Origin of the sequence: Ancylobacter sp. WKF20 (assembly GCF_029760895.1) — a bacterium.
Taxonomy (GTDB): Bacteria; Pseudomonadota; Alphaproteobacteria; order Rhizobiales; family Xanthobacteraceae; genus Ancylobacter.
The window spans coordinates 3,743,505-3,764,909 of sequence record NZ_CP121679.1; the positions used below are offsets into that span (position 1 = coordinate 3,743,505).

Below are 21,405 nucleotides of genomic sequence, written 5' to 3' on the forward strand. Positions count from 1 at the left end.
GGCGCCGCGCCCGGAAAGGGCGGCGCCCGTCACCGGATCAGTCCTTCGCCTTTTCTTTGGTTTTACTCCGCTTGGCAGCGGCTTTTTCTTCCGCATTCGGCCGGTTGCGATTGGTGAAGCGGGCATTGCCCAGCCCGGTGCCGATGGTCAGCACGCCCCAATGGGCGACGTCCTGCATGAAAGGTACGACGCTAAGTCCCTGAACAACCGCATCATTATGCATCACGATGGTGGTCTCGCGACCGCCGATCTGCGGGATCGCCTCCCACAGCGCCGCCGGCAGGTTGAAGCGCGAGCTCTCCCAATTCCCCGGCAAATTCTGCGCTCCCGCCGCGATAGAGCCATCGGATTCAATCAAGCCGGGGCAGCCAATGCCAATGAAGGGGGCGAGCGATAGTCCCTCCTTCTCCGCTTCAGCGACCATATCCTTGAGCATGTCGACCAGCCGCTCCACCGCGTGCTCGCGCTTGGGATCCTCGTCGCCATGCCGCCAGATCTGGCTGGTGCGGACCTTCGCCTTCGACAAATCTTCAGCTTTATCAAGGCTCAAGCGCACAATGCCGGCGCGGATGTTGGTGCCGCCAATATCGACGGCAAGGATCTCGCCGAAGCTGGCGAACATCCAGCTCGGCGCCAGATGAACCGCGCCGATCAGCCCGGCCTCGTCCGGGTGATGGGGAATCGGGCGCAGTTCGATGGGCACATCCTGCGCGCGGGCGATGAGTTCGGCGCGGGCAATGGCGATTTCCGCGAACCGCCCCGCCTTCAACCCGCCACCGACGGCGATCCGCTCGGTCCCGCGCCACTCCTTGGTCCGCAGCAGCCGGCGCACGACGGTAGAGAGCTCCTGCGCGTATTCCTCGATCGCGCTCAGCACGATGGCCTGCTCGACCGGGTTACCCTCGCGCAGGAAATCATCGATCTGCCGCTTGGAGATAGCCGAGGTTGGTTCCTCGCCGAGCGGATTTTCGCCCCCCGCCACCTCGCGCCAGCGGTCGAGAAACTCGAAAAATGCCGCCCGCCGCGCCCGGTCACCGAGGAAGCCGTCCTCCTCGCGAAGCTGGCTGTTGCTGGCGTCGATCGTTACCGCGCTGAGGGTTGGCGAACCATGCGACACGGCGGGTGGGGCGGGTTTGGCGGGAACGGCGGCGGCACGGGATTTTTCAGCCATGATGGTTCGTCACACTCCGCCCGAATTGATGCTGCGGGAGAACGGATGGAACGGCCCGGCGTTCCCTGTTCGCCGGTCGCGAAAAATTCGTGCGAGGGTGGGAATAATCTGCGGCAGGGCTCCGTATACCCCACATGAAGCGCGATCAGACCATGTTCGACGTACCGGCCCAGTTGGGGGTGCTGCGACGCTATGCGCGTTCGCTCACCCGCGACGACGCCGATGCGGAGGATCTCGTCCACGACGCGCTGGTTCGCGCCTATGAGAAGCGCGGCAGCTTTTCGCCCGAGCGCGCGGCGGCGAAGGGGTTGCGCGGCTGGCTCCTGTCCATCCTGCACAACACCTTCATCGACAAGCGCCGCGCCCGCCTGGCCGACGATGAACGCAGCCGCCGCGTGCTGGAGCTTGCCGAGCCGGCGGGCGAACCGGCGCAGGAGCATCATGTGCGCCTCGCCCAGGTGCGCGAGGCCTTCATGCAGTTGCCGGAGGAGCAGCGCGCCGCGCTGCATCTCGTGGCGATTGAAGGCCTTGGCTATGCCGAGGCGGCGGCCGCGCTCGGCATTCCCGTGGGCACGCTGATGTCCCGCCTGTCCCGCGCCCGCGCCAGTTTGCGGGCGATGGAGGAAGGCGGGGCGGCGCGCCCGACCCATTTGCGACTTGTAGGAGGTGCGGATGAACCGTCCGCTTGATCCCGTCTCCGATGACGACCTGCAGGCCTATGTCGATGACGAGCTGAACGTCGCCCGCCGTATCGATGTCGAGGCGTATCTCAGCGTCCATCCGGCTGAGGCCTCGCGGGTGATGGCCGATCTGCGCATTCGCGACGAACTGCGCCTTGCGCTGGCGGATACGCCGCGCTCGGTGCTAAGCGCCCCGGCGCGGCTGGCCACCGCCGATGCGGCGCGCCGGCTGGAAGGGGCGCTGTCGCGCGAGCGCTGGATGCGCCGGCTGCGCCTGGCCGCCTCGGTCGCGCTGCTCATCGGCGCGGGCTGGCTGGCGCATGGGCAGTTCGGTCCGCTCGGTGTGAGCCGGGTCGTCGCCTCCGATCTGCCGCCGGCCTATCTGGAGGATGCGGTGCGCGCGCACCGCACCAGCCAGCTGCGCGCCGGCATGAGTTCGCAGCCCGGCTCTGCCGCCTATGACCCGGCGGAGATCCGAGCCGCGACCGCCATCGTCGTTCCGCAGCTGCCGGAGGACTGGCAGGTCTCGGACGTCCAGGTCTTCCCGTCGGCCTTCGGTCCGAGCGTGGAAGTCGCTGTGAAGACAAAAGATTTCGGCGCCGTGTCGCTGTTCGCCGTCCGGCCGGGCAGTTTCGACGTGGTGCCGGCCACCACTGTTCCGCGGGAAGACCTCAACGCCGCCTATTGGCAGGTCGGGGAGGTCGCCTATGCCCTGGTCGCCCAGGGCGAGACCCGCGAACTCGATCGGGCAGCCGCCGCTCTGGCGCGCTCGCTCTACTGACCCTGACGGGTCGTTTTCTCGATGGAGAGAGACATGAACACGCCGAATTTCGGCTACCAGTGGCAGACCGCGTCGCGCGGCATCGACCAGGCCGTCTTCGACGAGGGCCTGCGCCGCCACATGCTGCGCGTGTACAACTACATGGCGCTCGGCCTCGTCATCACCGGCGCCGTGGCCTTTATCGTCGGCACCACGCCGGCGCTTTACGTGCCGATCTTCTCCACCCCGCTGAAGTGGGTGGTGATGCTCGCCCCGATCGCCTTCGTGCTGTTCTTCTCGTTCCGCATCCAGTCGATGTCGGCCAGCGCGGCGCAGTCCATGTTCTGGGCCTTCTGCGCGGTGATGGGTCTGTCCATGGCGTCGATCTTCCTGGTGTTCACCGGCACCTCGATCGCGCGGACCTTCTTCATCGCCGCGACCATGTTCGGTGCGACCAGTCTTTATGGCTATACCACCAAGCGTGATCTGTCGCAGTTCGGCTCGTTCCTGATCATGGGCCTGATCGGCGTCGTCATCGCCAGCGTGGTCAACATCTTCCTCGGCTCGACGATGCTGCAATTCATCGTCTCCGTGGTGGGTATTCTTGTGTTCGTCGGTCTGACGGCTTGGGATACGCAGAGCATCAAGGAGCAGTACGCCGACAACTTCGATGCGGAATCGCAGCAGAAGCTCGCTGTGTTCGGCGCGCTGTCGCTCTATCTCAACTTCGTCAACATCTTCCAGCTTCTGCTCAACCTCGCGGGCGAGCGGGAGTGAGATTGGACGAAGCGAGGGTATCCGTGATGAACGACCAGGATCGCCAAGCTATTGACGGGCTTTTCGAAAAGCTCGTCGAGGCGGAACGCCGCTCGCCCCCGCGCGACGGGCAGGCCGAGGGCTACATCGCCGAGCGCATCGCCCGCCAGCCGGCGGCGCCCTACCTGATGGCGCAGACCATCGTGATGCAGGACTACGCCCTTCAGCAGGCGCAGGCGCGCATCGAGGAGCTGGAGCGTCAGGCCGAAGAGGTGGAGCGTCAGGCCAGTGAGTCGCGTCCGGCCAGCTCCGGCGGGCTGTTCGGCAGCCTGTTCGGCTCGGGTGCGACGCCGGCCCGGCGCGGCTCGGTCCCGTCCATGCCGCGCACGACCAGCACCGCCTTCGGCTCGGGCGCCGGCGCGGCGGCGGGGGCTTCCTCCCCCGCCTGGGGCGGCGCGCCCACGGCACAGCCGGGACAGCCCGGCTATGGCCAGCCCGGCATGGGAGCTCCCGGCATGGGGCAGCCGGGGATGGCCCAGCAGCCCGGCGCCTTCGGCCGGCCGGGCTTTGGCGGCGGTGGCGGCGGGTTCCTCGCCGGCGCGGCGCAGACGGCGATGGGCGTGGCGGGCGGCGTGCTTCTGGGCAGCGCCATTTCCAGCATGCTCTCCGGCGGCGAGGCGAAAGCCGCGGAAGCGCCGGCCGAGCCGGCGGCGGATGCGCCTGCCGACAATGCGGCCGATGCGGGCGCCGACGACATCAACGCCGCCGATGAAGGCGGCTGGTTCGACGGCGGCGGCTGGTTCGGCGGCGACGAAGAGATTTGACCCTTCCCTCGGATCCCCCGTGGATCCTCTCCTTGGGGCCGGTTCACGCCGGCCCCATTTTTCTGTCGCCAGCTCGGTTGCCGGGCCAGCGAGGCTCCGTGCCCTCGGCTTTGTGAGCGAGCTTTCCGCCGGGCATCCGGGAAAGTCCGGTTGTCGGACGGGGCTCAGCCGCTAGCGTCGCTTTTCGCTCACGCAACGGAAGGCGCCCGCCATGACCCTCGCCGATCCCGCGCACGCCCCCGAGGCCCGCTGGCACGCGCTGAGCCACACCGACGTCGCCGCGCGGCTGGACGCCCCCGCCACGGGGCTTCCCACCGAGGAGGCGCGCCGTCGCCTCGCCGCGCATGGGCCGAACGCGCTGCCGGAGCCCAAAGGGCCCTCGCCGCTCCGCCGCTTCCTCGCCCAGTTCAACAATGCGCTGATCTACTTCCTGCTGGCCGGCGCGGTCGCGGCGCTGATTCTCGGCCATTATGTCGATGCCGGCGTCATCATCGCGGTGGTGCTGGCGAACGCCATCGTCGGCTTCGTGCAGGAGGGGCGGGCCGAAGAGGCGCTGCGGGGGATCCGCAATCTGGTCGCGCCGCACGCCAACGTCATTCGTGCCAGCCAGCGTCAGAGCATCGCCGCGCGCGATCTTGTGCCCGGCGACCTCGTGCTGCTGGAGGCGGGCGACCGGGTGCCGGCCGATACCCGGCTGATCGAGGCGCGGGGCATGCTGATCGACGAGGCGATGCTGACCGGCGAATCGCTCGCCGCGCAGAAGCGTGAGGCGCCCGCCCCGGCGGAGGCGCCGCTCGGTGACCGGCACTCCATGGCATTCTCCGGCACGACGGTCGCGGCCGGGCAGGGGACCGGCATCGTCGTCGCCACGGGGGCGCGCACGCAGATCGGCCGCATCGGCACGCTGATGGCGGGGGTCGAGCCCATGGCGACGCCCCTGCTGCGCGAGATCGACGCCTTTGCCCGCCGCTTCACCGGCGCGGTGCTGATCGCCGGCGGCGTGCTGTTCCTCGTTGCCGTGCTGCTGCGCGGCTATGGCTGGAGCGAGGCGCTGATGGCGGTGGTGGCGCTCGCGGTCGGCGTGGTGCCGGAGGGGCTGCCGGCGGTCATCACCATTACCCTCGCCATCGGCGTGCGCCGCATGGCCCGGCGCAACGCGGTGATCCGTCTCCTGCCGGCGGTGGAGACGCTGGGCGCGACCTCGATCATCTGCTCGGACAAGACCGGCACGCTCACCCGCAACGAGATGACGGCGCGCCGGCTCTTCGTTCCCGGCGACGCCGTATCGGTGGCCGCCATTGACGTCTCCGGTATCGGCTACGCGCCGGAGGGCGAGCTGAGCGGGCCGGAGGCGTCGGGCGCCGCCGTGGAGGCGCTGCTGCGCTGCGGGCTGCTGTGTAATGACGCGCATCTGCGCGCCGAGGCGGGCCATTGGCACGCCGAGGGTGATCCAATGGAGGCGGCGCTGGTGGCGCTTGCCGTGAAGGGCGGGCTGGTGCCGGCCTTTGAGCGCGGGGCGTGGCAGCGGCTCGACGCCATCCCTTTCGATGCCGCCTATCGTTTCATGGCGGTGCTGGCGCGCGGGCCGTCCGGCGAGGCGGTCATCTTCGCGAAGGGCGCACCGGAGGCGGTGCTGGCGCTCTGCGCGGGGGAGGGTGAAGCGCGCTGGGGCGCCGCCATCGAGGCGACGGCCCGGCAGGGCGAGCGGTTGCTCGGCTTTGCCGCGAGGCGCCTGACCGACACCGGGAGCGGTCGCCTCGCCTTCAGCGACCTTGAGGACATGGAGTTCCTCGGTCTGGTCGGCTTCATCGACCCGCCGCGTGCCGAGGCCATGGCGGCCATCGCCGAGTGCCAGACCGCCGGCATCGGCGTGAAGATGATCACCGGCGACCACGGGGCGACCGCCCAGGCCATCGCCCGCCAGCTCGGGCTCGGCGCCGAGCCGCGGGTGATGACGGGCGCGGAGGTGGATGCCACCGACGATGACGCCCTTATCGGCCGGGCGAAGGAGACAACGGTGTTCGCCCGCACCAGCCCGGAGAACAAGCTGCGCATCGTGCGTGCGCTGCAGACGGCTGGCGCGGTGGTGGCGATGACCGGCGACGGGGTGAATGACGCGCCCTCGCTCAAACAGGCCGATGTTGGCATCGCCATGGGCCGCAAGGGCACCGAGGCCGCCAAGCAGGCCGCCGAGGTGGTACTGCTCGATGACAATTTCGCCTCCATCGTCGCGGCGGTGAAGGAGGGGCGCACCGTCTATGACAACATCCGCAAGATGATCGCCTGGACCCTGCCGACCAATGGCGGCGAGGTGCTGGGCGTCGTCGTCGCCATTCTCATCGGCGCGACGCTGCCGATGTCACCGGCGCAGATCCTCTGGCTCAACCTCATCCTCAGCGTGACGCTGGGCCTTGCGCTGGCCTTCGAGCCGACCGAGCCCGGCACCATGGCGCGCCCCCCGCGCCCGGCACGGGCGAGCCTGCTCACGCCCTTCATGATCTGGCGCATCGCGCTGGTGTCGCTGCTGTTCATGCTGGCGTCCTTCGCCATCCTGCATCTGGCGCTGGCGCGCGGGCAGGATCTCGCCACCGCCCGCACGCTGGTGGTGAACACCATCGTGGTGATGGAGATCTTCTACCTGTTCAATGTGCGCTTTCTGCACATGACGTCGCTCACCTGGCGCGGGGCGCTCGGCACGCGGGCGGTGCTGATCGCGCTGGCGGGGGTGACGCTGGCGCAGTTCGCCTTCACCTACGCGCCGCCGCTGCAGGCGGTGTTCGACACGCGACCCGTCAGCTTCCTCGACGGGGTGATGGTGGTGGGCGTCGGCGTGCTGCTGATGGTCGTGCTGGAAGCCGAGAAGGCCGTGCTGCGCCGGCTCGGCCTGTTCCGCGACGAGCTGTGAGGCTCAGAGCCGGCGCACGCTGCGCAGGGGCGTGCCGCTGGCCTCGATGCGGGCGAGCGCCGCGCCGAGCGGCTCGCGCACCACGGACATGAAGAAGGCGGTGGCGTGGAGCAGCGTCTCCCCGTCCTCGACGATGCCGACATGGCCGGGCCAGAACAGCAGGTCGCCGCGCCCGAGCGCGGTGAGATCGCCGTCGAAGGCAAGAGCGGCGCCGAGCGCCTTTTCCTGCATGTCGCTATCGCGCGGGCAGGCGATGCCGCAGGCGGTGAGCGCCATTTGCACGAGGCCCGAACAGTCGAGCCCGAGGCTGGAGCGCCCGCCCCAGAGATAGGCGGCGCCGAGATAGCGCGCAGCCTGCGCGACGACATCGCCCTCCACCACATCGAGCGGGGCGAGATGGGCGCTGAAGATGAAACCGCCTTCCGCCGTCACGCTGAACCGCTCGCGCGCCTCGACCACGATGACCCGGCTGCCGAGCGAGAGCAGGCCCTGCGGCGGCAGCTTGATCGAGGGACCGGCGAAGACCGGCGTGCGCAGCGCCACGACCTTGTGGGTGGCGGGTGCCGCCACCGGGCCGAGCGCTTCCGCCGGCAGCCACCCGACATAGCCGTCGCCATCAAGCTGGCCCCAGGCCCAGCCTTCCTCGGTGAATTCGTAGATCGTCGCCGTCTCGCCGAACAGCGCCTCGGTGGTCAGCGGCGCGTCGGGGGCGGGCTCCTTGCGCACCGGAGCGGCGGGATGCACGACGCGGTAGGCCGTGCCCTCCACATAACGCGGCGCCTCGATAAGGCCGCGCAGGTGGGCGGCGGCGAGGTCCGGCCGGGCGGGGGTGAGGCGCGGATCGAGTTCGGTCACGGAAGTCCTCGTACAGGCGCAGCCGGTCAGCGCAGATGGCGGGCGACGGCGACGACCTGGTCGCCCAGCTTTTCCAGATACAGCGCGCCGTCAACCGTGCGCTGGATGATGACGTTGCGCTTGTCCGCCTCGTCGCGGCGGCGCGAGACGAGGCCGAGCGCGCCCATCGTGTCGAGGGCGCGGGTGATGACCGGCTTGGTCACGCCGAGGCGAGCGGCGAGGCCGCGCACCGTGTGCGGCGGGGCTTCGAGATAGACGCAGAGCAGGATGGCGAGCTGGCGCGGGCTGAGGTCGGGCGCGTCATCGCGCACCTGCGCGAGCGACAGCTCGTGCAGCAGGCGCAGCGCCTGCGATGGGCGCAACTCGACCGCCATGGTCCGAACCTCGTTGGCCCCGTAACGCTAATCGTTACGGCTGCGGATTGTTCGTACCATGCGGCGGCCTGCGCCAACAATTCCTTAACGCGCGTAACGCTCCGCCAGCAGGGCGTCGAGGGCACGGATGGTCTGCGCCTCGCCCCCCTCTGGCCGGCCCGGCCGGTTGGACGGGTTCCAGGCGTAGATATCGAGATGCAGCCAGCTTCCCGCCCGCTCGACGAAGCGCTGGAGGAACAGCGCGGCGGTGATGGAACCGGCAAAGCCGCCGCCGGGCGCGTTGTTCATGTCGGCGATCGGGCTGTCGAGCATGGAGGCATAGGGTCGCCACAGCGGCATGCGCCAGAGCGGATCGGCCTCCGCCGTCGCGTGGCGGGCGAGGTCGAGGGCCAGCGTGTCGTCATCCGTATAGGCGGGCGGCAGCTGCGGGCCGAGCGCGACGCGGGCGGCGCCGGTGAGGGTGGCGAAGTCGATCAGCAGCTCCGGGGCTTCCTCATCGGCCAGCGCCAGCGCGTCGGCGAGGATCAGCCGGCCCTCCGCATCGGTGTTGCCGATCTCGACCGAGAGGCCCTTGCGCGAGGGCAGGATGTCGCCCGGCCGGAACGAGGCGCCGGACACCGCATTCTCCACCGCCGGCACGATGAGGCGCAGGCGGATGGGCAGGTTGCGGCCCATGATCATCTGGGCGAGGCCGATAGCGCTCGCCGCGCCGCCCATGTCCTTCTTCATCAGCAGCATGCCGGCGGACGGCTTGATGTCGAGCCCGCCGGTGTCGAAGGCCACGCCCTTGCCGACCAGCGTGACCTTCGGCGCGTCCTCGTCGCCCCAGGCGAGGTCGATGAGGCGCGGCGCGCGCGGGCTGGCGCGGCCGACGGCATGGACCATCGGGAAATTGGCGGCGAGCAGATCATCGCCCGTCGTCACCCGGACGCTGCCGCCGAAGCGCGCGGCCAGCGTGCGCACGGCAGCCTCGATCTCGGCCGGGCCGAGGTCGTTGGCGGGCGTGTTGACGAGATCGCGGGTGAGCGTCACCGCCTCCGCCGTGCGCTCCAGCGCCGCCTTGTCGACGCCCTCGGGCACAACGAGACGGATGGCCGGCTGGCTGCGCTTGCGGTAGCGCGTGAAGCGGTAGGCGCCGAGCAGCAGGCCGAGCGCGGCAAGGCGCGGGTCCGCCGGGGCGCGTTCCAGAACATAATCGCCGGCGGGCAGGGAGGTGGCGAGCTTGCCGAAGGCGAGCGGGTCGCGCGGGGCTTCCTCGCAGCCGAACAGCACGCCGGCAATGCTGCCATCGGCCGCCGGCAGGACGAGGAGCGCGCCGGGCTCGGCCTTGAAGCCGGTCGCTTCGCCGAAAGCGAGCGCGGGGGCGGGCAGGCCCTTGGCCACCTCGCGCCAGTTCTGCGGCGTCACGCACCAGATCGGGCGGGGATTGGCGGCCTCCGAGGCGGTGATCAGCGTGGCGGCCATGATGTTCCCCTGTTGTGCGGGCGGCCGTCAGGCGACGGCGAGTTCAAACGCGCCGTTCTCGACCATGTAGACCGCGCCCTGGCGCACGGGCAGGTCGACAGCCTGTTCCGGCGGCATGCCGGCGAGGACATGCAGCATGGCGCGCACGACGCCGCCATGGGTCACTACCACGCTGTCGGTGGTGATCTCGTTGATCGCCCCCATGACGCGCTCGGTCAGCATGGCGTAGCTCTCCCCGCCCGGCGGCACGAAGTTCCACGGGTCGGTCTTGCGCACGGCGACGCTGGCGGGATCGCGGCGGCGCAGCTCGGTCCAGCTATAGCCTTCCCAGCGGCCGAAGCCGATTTCCTTCAGCCGCGCGTCGCGGCGGAACTCGTCCGGGGGCAGACCAAGCTCGGCGCGCAGGATCGCCATGGTCTGCGAGGTCCGCCCGAGCGGGCTCGCCACATAGTCGAGCCCGGCCGCGCCGCCAGCGAGGCGGTCAACCACGCGCGCGGTCTTGGCCGCCTGCTCGCGGCCGAGATCGTTCAGCGGAATGTCGTGATGGCCCTGGAGACGCCCGGCGAGGTTCCAGTCGGTTTCGCCATGGCGAACGAGAAAAATGCGGCAGCGGCTCATCGGGCGGGCAGCGCCACGGTCTGGGTGTAGCTGCGGCCGAGCCGGCCCACCTGCGGGTAGGAGATCTTCAGCGTCGCCGTGGCGCCGCTGCGCGGCAGGCGGCCGGTGACGAAGACCCGTGTGCCCTGGATGACGCGGCCGAGGCAGAAGGAGGAGCCCGCCTGCACCGCGTCCACGGTGAAGTTGCCATAGTCGGTCGAGAGCTTCACACCGGCCGGGGCGTTGAGAATGGTGATGGTCGGCGCCTGCTCGGTCTGGCAGCGCGTGTCGGCGGTGCCGGCCGCGAACACCATCCGCCCGCCGCCGCCGGTGAGCAGCGAGACGCGGGTGTCCTCGTTCTGGTCGATCGGCGAGACATAGCCGGGGAAAATCGCCCCACCCGGCCCGAAAATGCGCGGCAGGAGCGGGTATTGCTCGAGCGTCGGCGGCACGCCGCGGTCCTGCGGGCCGGGTGGCGGCTGCACGGTGAGGGAGGTCTGTGCCTGCGCGCCCGTCGCCAGAGCGAGGCCGAGAGCCACGATCGTCGCCAGTGCCGCAAGACGCGGAGAAGCCAAGGTCGGAGCGGGGTGAGGCTGGGTCATCGCTGTCTCCTTAACCGGGGCTCGGGCGGCGCGTGGGCGGATCAGTCGCGATCCAGCGTCAGATCCGGCGCCTCGGGATTCTTCATGCCGACGACATGATAGCCCGCATCGACGTGGTGAATCTCGCCGGTGACGCCGCGTCCGAGATCCGAGAGCAGGTACATGCCGGTATCGCCGACCTCGTCGATGGTGACGGTGCGGCGCAGCGGGGCGTTCAGCTCGTTCCACTTCAGGATGTAGCGGAAGTCGCCAATGCCGGACGCGGCCAACGTCTTGATCGGGCCGGCGGAGATGGCGTTCACGCGGATGTTCTTCGGGCCGAGATCGGCCGCGAGGTAGCGCACGCTCGCCTCCAGCGCCGCCTTGGCGACGCCCATGACGTTGTAATGCGGCATCCACTTCTCGGCGCCGTAATAGGTCAGCGTCAGCATGGAGCCGCCATTGGTCATCAGCTTCTCGGCGCGCTGGGCGACGGCGGTGAAGCTGTAGCAGGAGATCAGCATGGTCTTGCTGAAATTGTCCGCGGTGGTGTCGACATAGCGCCCGTCCAGCTCGCTCTTGTCGGAGAAGGCGATGCAGTGGACGAGGAAGTCGAGCCCGCCGAGCTGGCGCTCGGTCTCGGCGAAGACGGCGTCGATGGTGGCGGGGTCGGTGACGTCGCAATGGCCGACAATGGCGGCGTCCAGCTCATTGGCGAGCGGCTCGACGCGCTTCTTCAGCGGCTCACCCTGATAGGTGAAGGCCAGCTTCGCGCCCTGAGCATGGACGGCCTTGGCGATGCCCCACGCGATGGAACGGTTATTGGCGACCCCCATCACGAGCCCGCGCTTGCCGTTCATCAACCCAACCGATGCCATGCCCGTCACACCGTGCTCCGTCCTGTCGTCCCACCTTGCGGTGGCGAGGGGTTCCTATCGCACAGCGGCAAGACGCGCTCAAGCGAGCGGTTACAGTCAGACATGCGGCCGCGAAAGAGGCGGGCGCGGCCGACGTAGCGGCAGGTGGGTGCCGCCCGCCCGCTCAGGCCCCGCTGCGCTTGCGCAGCAGCGCCTCCAGCTCGGGGTCGCGCTCGGCCGGGAGGGCAATGCGGACGGTGGCCAGAAGATCGCCGTCGCCCCCATCGGGCTTGGGCAGGCCCTTGCCGCGCAGGCGGAAGGTGCGCCCCGAATCGGTCCAGGCCGGGAGGGAGAGCTCGACCTCGCCCTTCAGCGTCGGCACACGCAGCTTGCCACCGAGCACCGCCTGGGCGAGCGGCAGCGGCACGTCGGCGCGCAGATCCGCGCCCTCCACCTTGAACAGGCGGTGCGGGGCATAGGCGACGACGACATAGGCGTCGCCCGGCGTGCCGCCAAAGGCACTGGGCTCGCCCTGCCCCTTCATGCGCATGCGATGGCCCTCGGCGACGCGGGCGGGGATCTTGACCTCCATCACCCGGCCATTGGGGAGGTGGACCTTGACCGGGCCACCCTCGACCACGGTTTCCAGTGGCACCGGCACGGTGATGTCGATGTCGTTGCCGCGCGGCGTTTCCGCCCGGCCACGCCCGCGCGCCCGGCCGCGTCCGCCGCCGAGGCCGCTCAGAATGTCGGAGAGCACGTCGTCGAAGCCGCCGGCGTCATGCGGGCCATGGCCGGAGCGCCGCGCGCCCTCCTGGCCGAAGGAGAAGCTCTCGAATATCGTCTCGCCCGCCGGGCCCTGCTGGAAGCCACCGCCGCCCCGGCGAAAACCGCCGGCGCCGCCGGGAAAACCCTCGAAGCCTTTCGGCTTGCCTTCGGCGTCGATCTCGCCGCGGTCGAACTTGCCGCGCTTGTCGGGGTCCGAGAGAATTTCGTGCGCGGAGTTCAGCTCGGCGAACTTGTCCTGCGCCTTCGGATCATCCGGGTTGGCGTCAGGGTGCAGTTTCTTGGCGAGCTTGCGGAAAGCCCGCTTGATCTCGGTTGCGTCGGCGCTGCGGGCAACGCCGAGGATGTCATAGGGGTCGCGCATGGATGATACGTCTCGTCCGGCGGTTCCGGCTCTGCGTCATGTAGGAGACGTGTTGCCGCTCTGCAACGGCGCGCGGCAAAGCTGGGTGCGGCCGGATGGAGGGATGCGGGGCTAGCTGCGCTCCAGCAGGCGGGCCTGATCTACCTTCCAGCCGGTCTTGGTGCGGCAGGCCGCGCCCTGCAGCCATTCCTCGCCGCTGTCCTTGACGAAGCTCATGAGGAACTCGCGGCAATGGCCACCACTCGCGTCGGCGGTCTTGCTGAGCGGGGTGACGGTGCCGCGCGTGGCGCTGACATAATTCTCCCACGGCACGCTCGGGGCGGCGTCCTTTTCGACCAGCGCCTCGGCTAGCGCCTTGCGCGCGGCCACCCAGTCCTCCGGGGCGACGCCCTTGGGCACGGGTTCGGCGGCATAGGCGGCCGGGGTGGCGCTGATCGAGCCGGTGGCGATGGGATCGAGCGCGGAGGTGCCCGAGCAGCCGGCGAGCAGCAAAGCGACCGCGACGAAGGATACGGAGCAAGCCGCTGTCCGAAGCGCGCCGGCGTGCGTATATGGAGCCGGAATGCGCATCATCGCGGATGATGCCGTCCGTCGCCGCCTTAGGAACATCGTCGGGCCCTCGGGTCCACTTATCGAGACTGCCCTTATGGAAGCGCCTGAAGAGTTAACATCCGGTGATTTCACGGAAGCCGCCGAGCCGTTCCAGCTCTTTGAGGACTGGTTCGCGGAGGCAAAGGCGAGTGAACCCAACGACCCCAACGCCATGGCGCTGGCGACCGTCGATGCCGACGGGCTGCCGGATGTGCGCATGGTGCTGCTGAACGCCCGTGACACGCGCGGCTTCGTGTTCTTCACCAACTCCAACAGCGCCAAGGGCCGCGAGCTCGCCGGCACGCCCAAGGCGGCGGTGCTGTTCCACTGGAAGTCGCTGCGCCGGCAGATCCGGGTGCGCGGGCCGGTGGAGATGGTGACCGAGGCGGAGGCGGACGCCTATTTCGCCAGCCGTCCGCGCCTGTCGCAGATCGGTGCCTGGGCGAGCCAGCAGTCGAGCGCGCTCGAAGGTCGCTTCGCGCTGGAGGCGGCGGTGGCGAAGTTCACTGCCAAGCACGCCCTGGGCGAGGTGCCGCGCCCGCCGCACTGGAACGGCTACCGCATCCGCCCGGTGCAGATCGAGTTCTGGCACGACCGCCCGTTTCGCCTGCATGACCGCGTGGTCTTCGAGCGCGCGACGCCCGAGGTGGACGGCTGGAGCAAGACGCGGCTCTACCCTTGAGCCTATTCTTCGCTGCGATGCGGGGTCCGGCATCCTACGGACGTCACCCGGCCGCGCTATTGTCCTGACACCCGCCCCGAGCTGAGCTAAGACTGCCCCATGACCAAGGGTTCCAACCAGCCTCGCCGTACCTTGCTGCTCACCGGCGCCTCGCGCGGGATCGGCCACGCCACCGTCAAGCGGTTCTCCGCTGCCGGCTGGCGGGTGATCACCTGCTCGCGCCATGCCTTCCCGGAAAACTGCCCGTGGGAGATGGGGCCGGAGGACCATATCCAGGTCGACCTCTCCAATCCCGAGGACACGCTGCGCGCGGTCGACGAGATCAAGAGCCGGCTGGAGAATGGTGAGCTGCACGCGCTGGTCAACAATGCCGGCATCTCGCCCAAGGGCGCGGGCGGGTCGCGGCTCAGCACGCTCAACACGCCGCAGGAGGCCTGGCACAAGGTCTTCCAGGTCAATTTCTTCGCCCCCATCCTGCTGGCGCGCGGCCTGCTGGAGGAGCTGAAGCGCACCCATGGCGCGGTGGTGAACGTCACCTCCATCGCCGGCTCGCGGGTGCACCCCTTCGCCGGCGCGGCCTATGCGACCTCGAAGGCGGCGCTGGCCGGGCTGACGCGCGAGATGGCGGCGGATTTCGGCCCGCTCGGCGTGCGGGTGAACGCCATCGCCCCCGGCGAGATCGACACCTCGATCCTCTCGCCCGGCACGGAGAAGATCGTCGAGCAGATCCCGATGCAGCGCCTTGGCACGCCCGACGAGGTGGCCAAGATCATCTATGTGCTGTGCACGGAGACCTCGTCCTACCTCAATGGCGCCGAGATCCACATCAATGGCGGCCAGCACGTCTGAGCGTGCGGGCCTGCCGGCTCACAGCCAGCGGCGCCATTTGAAGATCCAGTAGGGCACGATCGCCGCGATCAGCATGGCGATCAGCGCCGCCGGGTAGCCCCATGTCAGGGCGAGCTCGGGCATGTGCTCGAAATTCATGCCGTAAATCGAGGCGATCAGCGTCGGCGGCATCAGCACCACCGAGAGCACCGCGAAAATCTTGATGATGTTGTTCTGCTCGATGCTGACGAGGCCCAGCGTGGCGTCGAGCAGGAAGGTGATCTTGTCGCCGAGATAGCTCACATGGTCGGTGAGCGATGTGGCGTCGCGCTGGAGGCTCTTCAGCGCCGTCTTCTGGTCCTTCGACATCGCCTTCAGCTCGCCCTCGGCGGCGAGGAAGGTGAAGATGCGGGCCATGCTGACGAGGCTTTCGCGCACCTTGGAGGCGAGGTCGCCGAGCCGGGCGATTCGCGCCAGCAGCGCGCGGTAGCGCTGGTTCTGGTCGGTGCGGGCCTCGCGGTCGAAGATGCGCTCGGACAGCGCCTCGATATGGGCGCTGAGGCGCTCGATGATGTCGGCGGCGCGGTCGACGATGGTGTCGAGCAGTTCCATCAGCAGCCGCTCGCCGGTCATGTCGGCCGGGCAGCCGCGGCCGAGCTCGGCGGTGACCAGCCGGAAGGGCTTGGGCTCGTCATAGCGCAGCGTGACCAGCCGGTGGCGGGCGAGAATGAAGGTGACGGCGGAGAGCGTCGGGCGCTCGTCTTCCGAATGGCAGACCAGGCTGCCTGTGAGGTAGATCGCGCCATTTTCCAGCCGGAGGCGGCTCGATGGCTCGATCTCGATCATCTCGTCGCGCGTGGGGATGGCGATGCCGAGCGCCGATTCGACCAGATCGTCCTCCGCCTCGGAGGGGCGCAGCACGTCGATCCAGATCGTGTCGGGCGGCAGCGTGCTGTCGGGCGTGACGGGCACTCCCGTGAGCGCGCCCTCGCGCACGCAATAGGCGGTGATCATGCGGTTCTCCCCGGAAAGGCCGGCGACGATGGCGGGCGGCGCCATGGGACGGCCGGCTGCGGCTCCCCGGTAATCCCGGAAGGCCGCAGCCGGTTTCAGCCGTCCCTATAGCAGCGACGCGTCATCGGGTCGCCCGCGGCCTGACGGCGGCGGGAGACGATGTCGGTGCGTGGGGGGAGGGGTGCGGACGAGCTCGTCCCGGCCGTTGGCCGGTGGCAATCAGGCCGCGAAATATTCGATGTCGCGAAGCGTTACGACTTTGGCATCACCACCATCGGTCCGCGCCGCACCCGTATTGGGGGCATCGGATACCGTCTTCTTGTCAGACGCATAACGCGCCGCGGCGGCAACCGCGGAAATACCGATCTCGCGCCAGTGAGCACTCTGCTCCGCGCGGTCCCAGCGGTCACTCGGCCGGCTTTGGGGGGCCGGCTTGTCTTCGGTAGACATGACTTCCTCCAAGGTGTCCCACCCGCTCGCCGGGTGGCTGCCGACGAATTGACCGTCGACTGCGACAAAAATAAGCAAAATCGGGGTCGCCGGTAAGGCTCTTGACGTTACGGAGGGGTTTTGCCGCCGATTTTGGATGTCTTCCAGAAGAAGTGAGCTTTTTGCGCAACATTTTCTGCCCGCCTTGCACCGCCACTCATGTGGCCCCTTCAAGGCGGAACCAAGTTCGGTTAATCGACAGTCAAGGGTGAAGCCGCACGCTTGGGGCGTGCAATTGATTCGGAGCATTGAGAAATGAATTTGCGCGGGGCGGGTATCATCCTGTTTGCGCTTCTCGTTGGCGCTTGTACCAGCGTCGAGCGTGAGCCGGCGCCGACGGCGTCGCTGACGCCGCGGGACAAGCAGCTTCTGGCCAACGCGCCGTATCAGAAGGTCCTGCCGCCGGACATCTACCAGCGCTCGATCGTCGATTACGCCGGCACCGAGAAGCCGGGCACGATCGTGGTCGATACCGAGAAGAAGTATCTCTACTTCGTCCAGGACAACGGCAAGGCGATCCGCTACGGCGTGACCGTCGGCGAAGAAGGCCTGGCGTTCAAGGGCGAGGCCAAGGTGGGCCGCAAGGCCGAATGGCCGACCTGGACCCCCACCCCCGAGATCAAGCAGCGTCTGGCCGGCATTCCGAACTTCGTCGGCCCCGGCCCGCACAACCCGATGGGCGCCCGCGCGCTCTATCTCTATCAGGGCAACAAGGACACGCTGTTCCGCATTCACGGCACCAACCAGCCGGAATATATCGGGCAGGCGATCTCCTCGGGCTGCATCCGCATGCTCAATGAGGACGTGATCGACCTCTACAGCCGCGTGCCGCAGGGCACCGAAGTCGTGGTGCTCTGAGCCTCCGCTCCGAGCCTTCACAGGCGAATATGAAAAGGGCGCTGCCGGTCGGCAGCGCCCTTTTTGTTTGCGGGGATCGAAGGCTTCCGCCGATCCGCCGTCATCCCGGCCCCTCGGGTCTTGCCTCCGGCAAGCCCAAGGGCAGCCTCCGCGAAGCCGCAGAGCCGGGATTGCTGGCCGCTCTTTTCCTTCGCGCGATCCCGGAGCGGTCCTGCGGACCGTCCGGGATGATGGTGGAGGAGAGAACCGGCTCTCTCAGGCCGCCAGCAGCTTCTGGCTCACCGCCCAGTCGAGCGTCTTGTCGAGCGCGCGGGTGAGGCGGTCGAACAGCTCGTCGATCTCGGCCGGCGAGATGACCAGCGGGGGGCAGATGGTGACCGCGTCGCCGAACACGTTGCGCACGATCAGCCCCTCGGCCTGCGCGAAGGCGACGCACTTGGCGGCGAGGCCGAGCTTCGGGTCGAACTGGTGCTTGGTCTTCTTGTCGGCGACGATCTCGATCGCCGCGACGAGGCCGGCGCCGCGCGCCTCGCCGACCAGCGGGTGATCCTCCAGCGCCGCGCGGCGGGCGACGAACTGCGGGATCTTGGCCCGCACGCGCTCGAAGATGCTCTCGCGCTCATAGATCTCCAGCGTCTTCAGCGCCACGGCGGCGGCGACCGGGTGACCGGAATAGGTGTAGCCATGGCCGAAGCTGCCGAGCTTGCGGCTCTCGTCCAGCATCGCCTGGTACATGTCCTCGGGGATCATGACGCCGCCGATCGGCTGGTAGGCCGAGGACAGCGCCTTGGCGATGGAGATGGAGTGCGGCTTCATCTCCATGGCTTCGCTGCCGAAGGCCGTGCCGAGGCGGCCGAAGCCGGTGATGACCTCGTCGCCGATGAAGAACACGTCGTACTTGGCCAGCACTTCCTGGATCTTCGGGTAATAGGTCTTCGGCGGCACGATGACGCCGCCAGCGCCCATCACCGGCTCGGCAATGAAGGCGGCGACCGTCTCCGGCCCCTCGGCGAGGATCAGCGCCTCGAGATCGGCGGCGAGGCGGGTAGCGAAGGCCTCCTCGGTCTCGCCCTCCTCGGCCTGCCGGTAATAATGCGGGCAGGTGGTGTGGCGCACGCCGGCGATCGGCAGGTCGAAGTCGTTATGGTTGCCGGGCAGGCCGGTGAGCGAGGCCGAGGCGATGGTGACGCCGTGATAGCCGCGCATGCGGGCGATGATCTTCTTCTTCTTCGGCCGGCCGAGCGCGTTGTTCATGTACCAGACGAGCTTCATCTGGGTGTCGTTGGCCTCCGAGCCCGAGGAGGTGAAGAACACCTTCGAGACGGGGATCGGCGCCATCTCCTTGAGCTTCTCGGCGAGCTCGATCGCCGGGTCATGGCTCTTGCCGCCGAAAATGTGGGTGAAGGGCAGCTTGCGCATCTGCGTCGCGGCCGCTTCCACCAGCTCCTCATTGCCGTAGCCGAGCGCGGTGCACCACAGCCCCGCCATGCCCTCGAGATAGGGCTTGCCCTCGACGTCGTGGACCCACACGCCCTTGCCGTGGTCGAGGATGAGCGGCCCCGCCTCGCGGAAGGCGGCGAGGTTGGTGTAGGGGTGGATCAGCGTCTCGACATCGCGAGTCTGCAGGTTGGTCAACATGGGCGCGGCTCCAGGAAGGTCTATGAGACCAGCCTAGTGCTTCCGCGCCTCGCCCGGAAGCGCGCCCTTCGCATCATTCCGCCACGACCTGTCTTATCCCGTCACGGTGTGGGCGCCTCATCCGCCGGGCCTTCCTCATCCGGCTCGGCGCCCTCGCGTCCCGGCGCCTCGGCCGGGCGGGCGGCAGGAGTTGGTGTTTCCCCAGTTTGTGCCCCAGTTGGCGTTTCCCCCGTCGGCGTGGCCTGCGGCGCGGCGATGCCGGGCGCCTTGGGCGGCGGGCCGGCGACGGCCCATTGGCAGAGCACCGCCCCGCTGCGCCGCTCGGCGCGGTCGAGATGCAGATGCTGCTCGTGATAGTCATCCGAGCCCGGCCCGAGAATGGTGGTGAAGTCGGCGCAGGCCCCCATTTTCAGCCGCTCGCGAAAGGCCAGCGGCATGGCTTCCTCCTTGCCGCCTTCCGGGGTGCCGATGACCACGCGCCGGCCGTCTTCCAGCATCAGGCCCCGCACGTCGATGGCGTTACCGCGCCCGTGCTCGCTGATCTTGGCGCCGGCCACGCGGTTGCGCGGGCGGCATTGCTGGGACGCGGCGACCATGAGGCCGGAGAGCTTCGAGCCCAGCGTGGCGGCGGCGGGGTCAACCTCGTCGCGCAGCCAGTGAGCGACCGACGCCGCCATCTCGCAGCGGAGCACGGCGGCGGGCTGGAGCGGAATGCTCCGGCCATCCTTCAATCGCACCGAGGTGAGGCTGACGCCGCGATCCACCGCGCAGGCCGGATCCGTCGCGGTGACGGTGATCGGGGTGAACGCGCCGAGATCCTGCGCGGAGAGTTCCGGGCAGATGGTGGGGATGCTCGCGCCCGCGGAGGGTTTCTCGGCGGGTGCGGCCTCGGCGGGCGGCAAGGCGGCGACGCGGTCCGATTCGGGCTCGGCCGGCCGGGGCGTCGGGCGTGGGACATCGGCCGCTCCCGTCGCGGCGCGGCGCGTGGCTTCGGGTATCGCGGGAGGCTTAGCCGAAGGCGTGGCTAGAGCCGGAGCCTTGGGCGCAGCCGGCGGGGCCGCTTCGAACGGCGGCGCTACCGGCGCGGCGGCCTCGGTGCTGGTCTGGGCCTCTTGCCGGTCGGATGGCGTCGGCTTCACCGCCTCGCGCGCCACGCCAGGAGCGGGAAGCGCCGCGACCCTGACCGCGTCGGGCGCGGGTGGCGGTGTCGGCGCGGTGGCCGTGGGTGACGGCTCGGCGGGCGGCGGCGGGGCTTCCGCTGGCGCAGGGGGCGCTGTGGGCAAAGCGGCGCTGGCGGCCGGGCCCCCTTCTGCCGGGCGCGGCAGGGGGAGCGGCGCGGTGGCCGGAAGCCGGCGGCGCGTGGTGCGGGCGGGCTTGCCGTCACTGAACCACGCGCCGACCTGCCGGTTGAGCGCGCGGCCTGCCTCGTCGAAGCCGCTGCCGATCTCTTTCAGCGGATCGGCAGCGGCCGGCGTCGCCAGCATCAGCGTGACGGCGGCAAGGGCGGGGAGACGGCGGGCGCCGGGCGAGGTCAGGCACGCGCGGCGCGATGGGAGCCTCGGAAAATCCATGCTATCAGGCCCTTCTCTGTTCTGTTCGGCCGGGCATCGACTTACCGTGAACGCTCCACGCGCCATTCTGTTCGACAAGGACGGTACTCTGGTCGATTTCGACCGTACCTGGGGCCCGGCCGCCGGTGCCGTGATGGCAGCGCTGGCGGGCGAGGACGATGCCGGGCTCGCCGCGCTCCACGAGGTCAGCCACTACATTCCCGCCGAGCGGCGCTTCCTGCAGACCTCGCCGCTGATCGCCGGCTCCTCGCGCCAATACGGCCCCACCTGGGCCAAGGCGCTGGGGCGCGAGGCTGACCTTGCCTTCTTCCGCGAGGTGGACCGGCTGTTCGTGCAGGAAGGCCGGCGCTACCTCACCCCGCTCGGACGTCCGGCGCAGACGCTGGCGCGGTTCCGCGAGCTTGGCCTGCCGCTCGGCATCGCCACCAATGACGGCGAGGCCAATGCCCGTATCCAGGCGGAGATCCTCGGGCTGACGGCGCTGCTCAGCGCGGTCTATGGCCATGATTCCGGCTTCGGCTCGAAGCCGGCGCCGGGCATGGTCGAGGCCTTCGCCACGCTGATGGGGCTGAAGCCCAGCGAGATCGCTCTGGTCGGCGATACCAAGCACGACCTCGACACGGCGAAGGCGGCGGGGGCGCAGGCCATCCTCGTGCGCTGCGGCTCGCAGCCGGTGGACGGCTTTGCCGATGAGGCCGATCTCATCGTCGATTCGGTCGAGCACCTCGCCGAATTGATGCTGGAATGCGTGTGAGGGCGC

At 69.2% G+C, this 21,405-nt stretch carries 22 protein-coding genes; 9 read left to right on the forward strand and 13 right to left on the reverse strand.

Features of this window, described 5'->3' with window-relative positions; all coding sequences use genetic code 11:
• Positions 1–37 precede the first annotated feature (37 nt).
• Positions 38–1,171, reverse strand: a complete 1,134-nt coding sequence (locus AncyloWKF20_RS17305) for an ROK family protein (protein ID WP_279315215.1) — start codon at positions 1,169–1,171, stop codon at positions 38–40.
• A 134-nt stretch (positions 1,172–1,305) separates the two neighbouring features.
• Between AncyloWKF20_RS17305 and AncyloWKF20_RS17310 the strand changes: the two genes are divergently transcribed.
• The 5 genes from AncyloWKF20_RS17310 to AncyloWKF20_RS17330 all read left to right on the forward strand — a co-directional run bounded on the left by AncyloWKF20_RS17310 (position 1,306) and on the right by AncyloWKF20_RS17330 (position 7,096).
• Positions 1,306–1,860: a sigma-70 family RNA polymerase sigma factor gene (locus tag AncyloWKF20_RS17310; RefSeq protein ID WP_279315216.1), complete on the forward strand. Its 555-nt coding sequence runs from the start codon at positions 1,306–1,308 to the stop codon at positions 1,858–1,860.
• A complete protein-coding gene (locus AncyloWKF20_RS17315) occupies positions 1,844–2,632 on the forward strand; it encodes an anti-sigma factor (protein ID WP_279315217.1) in 789 nt (262 codons plus the stop codon). The genes AncyloWKF20_RS17310 and AncyloWKF20_RS17315 overlap by 17 nt, the downstream gene beginning before the upstream one ends.
• A gap of 33 nt (positions 2,633–2,665) precedes the next feature.
• On the forward strand, positions 2,666–3,388 hold the full coding sequence (locus AncyloWKF20_RS17320) for a Bax inhibitor-1/YccA family protein (RefSeq protein WP_279315218.1): 723 nt from the start codon (positions 2,666–2,668) through the stop codon (positions 3,386–3,388).
• A gap of 26 nt (positions 3,389–3,414) precedes the next feature.
• Positions 3,415–4,191, forward strand: coding sequence for a DUF2076 domain-containing protein (locus AncyloWKF20_RS17325; RefSeq protein ID WP_279315219.1), 777 nt, complete (start codon positions 3,415–3,417; stop codon positions 4,189–4,191).
• A 211-nt stretch (positions 4,192–4,402) separates the two neighbouring features.
• Positions 4,403–7,096: an HAD-IC family P-type ATPase gene (locus AncyloWKF20_RS17330; protein WP_279315220.1), complete on the forward strand. Its 2,694-nt coding sequence runs from the start codon at positions 4,403–4,405 to the stop codon at positions 7,094–7,096.
• A 3-nt stretch (positions 7,097–7,099) separates the two neighbouring features.
• On the opposite strand, the gene AncyloWKF20_RS17335 is transcribed toward AncyloWKF20_RS17330, so the two are convergent.
• The 8 genes from AncyloWKF20_RS17335 to AncyloWKF20_RS17370 form a co-directional block, all read right to left on the reverse strand.
• On the reverse strand, positions 7,100–7,951 hold the full coding sequence (locus AncyloWKF20_RS17335; RefSeq protein WP_279315221.1) for an NlpC/P60 family protein: 852 nt from the start codon (positions 7,949–7,951) through the stop codon (positions 7,100–7,102).
• 26 nt (positions 7,952–7,977) lie between these two features.
• Positions 7,978–8,325, reverse strand: a complete 348-nt coding sequence (locus AncyloWKF20_RS17340; RefSeq protein ID WP_267584267.1) for a MarR family transcriptional regulator — start codon at positions 8,323–8,325, stop codon at positions 7,978–7,980.
• A gap of 84 nt (positions 8,326–8,409) precedes the next feature.
• Entirely contained in the window at positions 8,410–9,789 is a 1,380-nt protein-coding gene (locus tag AncyloWKF20_RS17345) for a leucyl aminopeptidase family protein (protein WP_279315222.1), read from the reverse strand.
• A gap of 27 nt (positions 9,790–9,816) precedes the next feature.
• Positions 9,817–10,407 carry a histidine phosphatase family protein gene (locus AncyloWKF20_RS17350; protein ID WP_279315223.1) on the reverse strand — a complete coding sequence of 197 codons (591 nt, stop codon included), beginning with the start codon at positions 10,405–10,407 and terminating at the stop codon, positions 9,817–9,819.
• The gene (locus tag AncyloWKF20_RS17355) at positions 10,404–10,988 is read right to left on the reverse strand and encodes a hypothetical protein (protein WP_279315224.1); all 585 of its coding nucleotides are present in this window, start codon (positions 10,986–10,988) and stop codon (positions 10,404–10,406) included. Before AncyloWKF20_RS17355 ends, AncyloWKF20_RS17350 begins: the two co-directional genes overlap by 4 nt.
• 41 nt (positions 10,989–11,029) lie before the next feature.
• Positions 11,030–11,845 (reverse strand): enoyl-ACP reductase FabI, encoded by an 816-nt coding sequence (gene fabI, locus AncyloWKF20_RS17360; RefSeq protein WP_267584263.1) that lies wholly within the window; start codon positions 11,843–11,845, stop codon positions 11,030–11,032.
• Positions 11,846–12,008: 163 nt separating this feature from the next.
• Positions 12,009–12,974, reverse strand: a complete 966-nt coding sequence (locus tag AncyloWKF20_RS17365; protein ID WP_279315225.1) for a J domain-containing protein — start codon at positions 12,972–12,974, stop codon at positions 12,009–12,011.
• A 111-nt stretch (positions 12,975–13,085) separates the two neighbouring features.
• Positions 13,086–13,547 carry an RT0821/Lpp0805 family surface protein gene (locus tag AncyloWKF20_RS17370; protein ID WP_279315226.1) on the reverse strand — a complete coding sequence of 154 codons (462 nt, stop codon included), beginning with the start codon at positions 13,545–13,547 and terminating at the stop codon, positions 13,086–13,088.
• A 73-nt stretch (positions 13,548–13,620) separates the two neighbouring features.
• Between AncyloWKF20_RS17370 and pdxH the strand changes: the two genes are divergently transcribed.
• Positions 13,621–14,247 carry a pyridoxamine 5'-phosphate oxidase gene (pdxH, locus tag AncyloWKF20_RS17375; RefSeq protein WP_279315227.1) on the forward strand — a complete coding sequence of 209 codons (627 nt, stop codon included), beginning with the start codon at positions 13,621–13,623 and terminating at the stop codon, positions 14,245–14,247.
• 99 nt (positions 14,248–14,346) lie between these two features.
• Positions 14,347–15,096: an SDR family NAD(P)-dependent oxidoreductase gene (locus tag AncyloWKF20_RS17380; protein WP_279315228.1), complete on the forward strand. Its 750-nt coding sequence runs from the start codon at positions 14,347–14,349 to the stop codon at positions 15,094–15,096.
• Positions 15,097–15,114: 18 nt separating this feature from the next.
• Here AncyloWKF20_RS17380 and AncyloWKF20_RS17385 read toward each other — a convergent pair whose 3' ends face one another.
• Together AncyloWKF20_RS17385 and AncyloWKF20_RS17390 are read right to left on the reverse strand one after the other, a co-directional pair.
• Positions 15,115–16,089 (reverse strand): magnesium transporter CorA family protein, encoded by a 975-nt coding sequence (locus AncyloWKF20_RS17385; protein ID WP_279318013.1) that lies wholly within the window; start codon positions 16,087–16,089, stop codon positions 15,115–15,117.
• Between the two features lie 219 nt (positions 16,090–16,308).
• On the reverse strand, positions 16,309–16,539 hold the full coding sequence (locus AncyloWKF20_RS17390; RefSeq protein WP_267584257.1) for a hypothetical protein: 231 nt from the start codon (positions 16,537–16,539) through the stop codon (positions 16,309–16,311).
• 294 nt (positions 16,540–16,833) lie between these two features.
• Here AncyloWKF20_RS17390 and AncyloWKF20_RS17395 point away from each other — a divergent pair, with 294 nt between their 5' ends.
• The gene (locus AncyloWKF20_RS17395) at positions 16,834–17,436 is read left to right on the forward strand and encodes a L,D-transpeptidase (RefSeq protein WP_279315229.1); all 603 of its coding nucleotides are present in this window, start codon (positions 16,834–16,836) and stop codon (positions 17,434–17,436) included.
• Positions 17,437–17,691: 255 nt separating this feature from the next.
• Here the strand turns inward: AncyloWKF20_RS17395 and AncyloWKF20_RS17400 are convergent, their stop codons facing one another.
• Entirely contained in the window at positions 17,692–19,074 is a 1,383-nt protein-coding gene (locus AncyloWKF20_RS17400; protein ID WP_279315230.1) for an aminotransferase, read from the reverse strand.
• A 101-nt stretch (positions 19,075–19,175) separates the two neighbouring features.
• The gene (locus tag AncyloWKF20_RS17405; RefSeq protein WP_279315231.1) at positions 19,176–20,645 is read right to left on the reverse strand and encodes an extensin family protein; all 1,470 of its coding nucleotides are present in this window, start codon (positions 20,643–20,645) and stop codon (positions 19,176–19,178) included.
• Positions 20,646–20,691: 46 nt separating this feature from the next.
• Between AncyloWKF20_RS17405 and AncyloWKF20_RS17410 the strand changes: the two genes are divergently transcribed.
• Positions 20,692–21,399, forward strand: a complete 708-nt coding sequence (locus tag AncyloWKF20_RS17410; RefSeq protein WP_279315232.1) for an HAD family hydrolase — start codon at positions 20,692–20,694, stop codon at positions 21,397–21,399.
• Positions 21,400–21,405 lie beyond the last annotated feature (6 nt).

Excerpts from the sequence above, each read along its gene's own strand:
- AncyloWKF20_RS17345 (WP_279315222.1), bottom strand. The coding sequence starts at position 9,789 with ATGGCCGCCACGCTGATCACCGCCTCGGAGGCCGCCAATCCCCGCCCG.
- AncyloWKF20_RS17355 (WP_279315224.1), bottom strand. The coding sequence starts at position 10,988 with ATGACCCAGCCTCACCCCGCTCCGACCTTGGCTTCTCCGCGTCTTGCG.
- AncyloWKF20_RS17370 (WP_279315226.1), bottom strand. The coding sequence starts at position 13,547 with ATGATGCGCATTCCGGCTCCATATACGCACGCCGGCGCGCTTCGGACA.
- AncyloWKF20_RS17385 (WP_279318013.1), bottom strand. The coding sequence starts at position 16,089 with ATGATCACCGCCTATTGCGTGCGCGAGGGCGCGCTCACGGGAGTGCCC.
- AncyloWKF20_RS17320 (WP_279315218.1), top strand. The coding sequence starts at position 2,666 with ATGAACACGCCGAATTTCGGCTACCAGTGGCAGACCGCGTCGCGCGGC.
- AncyloWKF20_RS17400 (WP_279315230.1), bottom strand. The coding sequence starts at position 19,074 with ATGTTGACCAACCTGCAGACTCGCGATGTCGAGACGCTGATCCACCCC.
- AncyloWKF20_RS17310 (WP_279315216.1), top strand. The coding sequence starts at position 1,306 with ATGAAGCGCGATCAGACCATGTTCGACGTACCGGCCCAGTTGGGGGTG.
- AncyloWKF20_RS17365 (WP_279315225.1), bottom strand. The coding sequence starts at position 12,974 with ATGCGCGACCCCTATGACATCCTCGGCGTTGCCCGCAGCGCCGACGCA.
- pdxH (WP_279315227.1), top strand. The coding sequence starts at position 13,621 with ATGGAAGCGCCTGAAGAGTTAACATCCGGTGATTTCACGGAAGCCGCC.
- AncyloWKF20_RS17390 (WP_267584257.1), bottom strand. The coding sequence starts at position 16,539 with ATGTCTACCGAAGACAAGCCGGCCCCCCAAAGCCGGCCGAGTGACCGC.
- AncyloWKF20_RS17350 (WP_279315223.1), bottom strand. The coding sequence starts at position 10,407 with ATGAGCCGCTGCCGCATTTTTCTCGTTCGCCATGGCGAAACCGACTGG.
- AncyloWKF20_RS17405 (WP_279315231.1), bottom strand. The coding sequence starts at position 20,645 with ATGGATTTTCCGAGGCTCCCATCGCGCCGCGCGTGCCTGACCTCGCCC.
- AncyloWKF20_RS17315 (WP_279315217.1), top strand. The coding sequence starts at position 1,844 with ATGAACCGTCCGCTTGATCCCGTCTCCGATGACGACCTGCAGGCCTAT.
- AncyloWKF20_RS17330 (WP_279315220.1), top strand. The coding sequence starts at position 4,403 with ATGACCCTCGCCGATCCCGCGCACGCCCCCGAGGCCCGCTGGCACGCG.
- AncyloWKF20_RS17380 (WP_279315228.1), top strand. The coding sequence starts at position 14,347 with ATGACCAAGGGTTCCAACCAGCCTCGCCGTACCTTGCTGCTCACCGGC.
- fabI (WP_267584263.1), bottom strand. The coding sequence starts at position 11,845 with ATGGCATCGGTTGGGTTGATGAACGGCAAGCGCGGGCTCGTGATGGGG.
- AncyloWKF20_RS17305 (WP_279315215.1), bottom strand. The coding sequence starts at position 1,171 with ATGGCTGAAAAATCCCGTGCCGCCGCCGTTCCCGCCAAACCCGCCCCA.
- AncyloWKF20_RS17395 (WP_279315229.1), top strand. The coding sequence starts at position 16,834 with ATGAATTTGCGCGGGGCGGGTATCATCCTGTTTGCGCTTCTCGTTGGC.
- AncyloWKF20_RS17325 (WP_279315219.1), top strand. The coding sequence starts at position 3,415 with ATGAACGACCAGGATCGCCAAGCTATTGACGGGCTTTTCGAAAAGCTC.
- AncyloWKF20_RS17340 (WP_267584267.1), bottom strand. The coding sequence starts at position 8,325 with ATGGCGGTCGAGTTGCGCCCATCGCAGGCGCTGCGCCTGCTGCACGAG.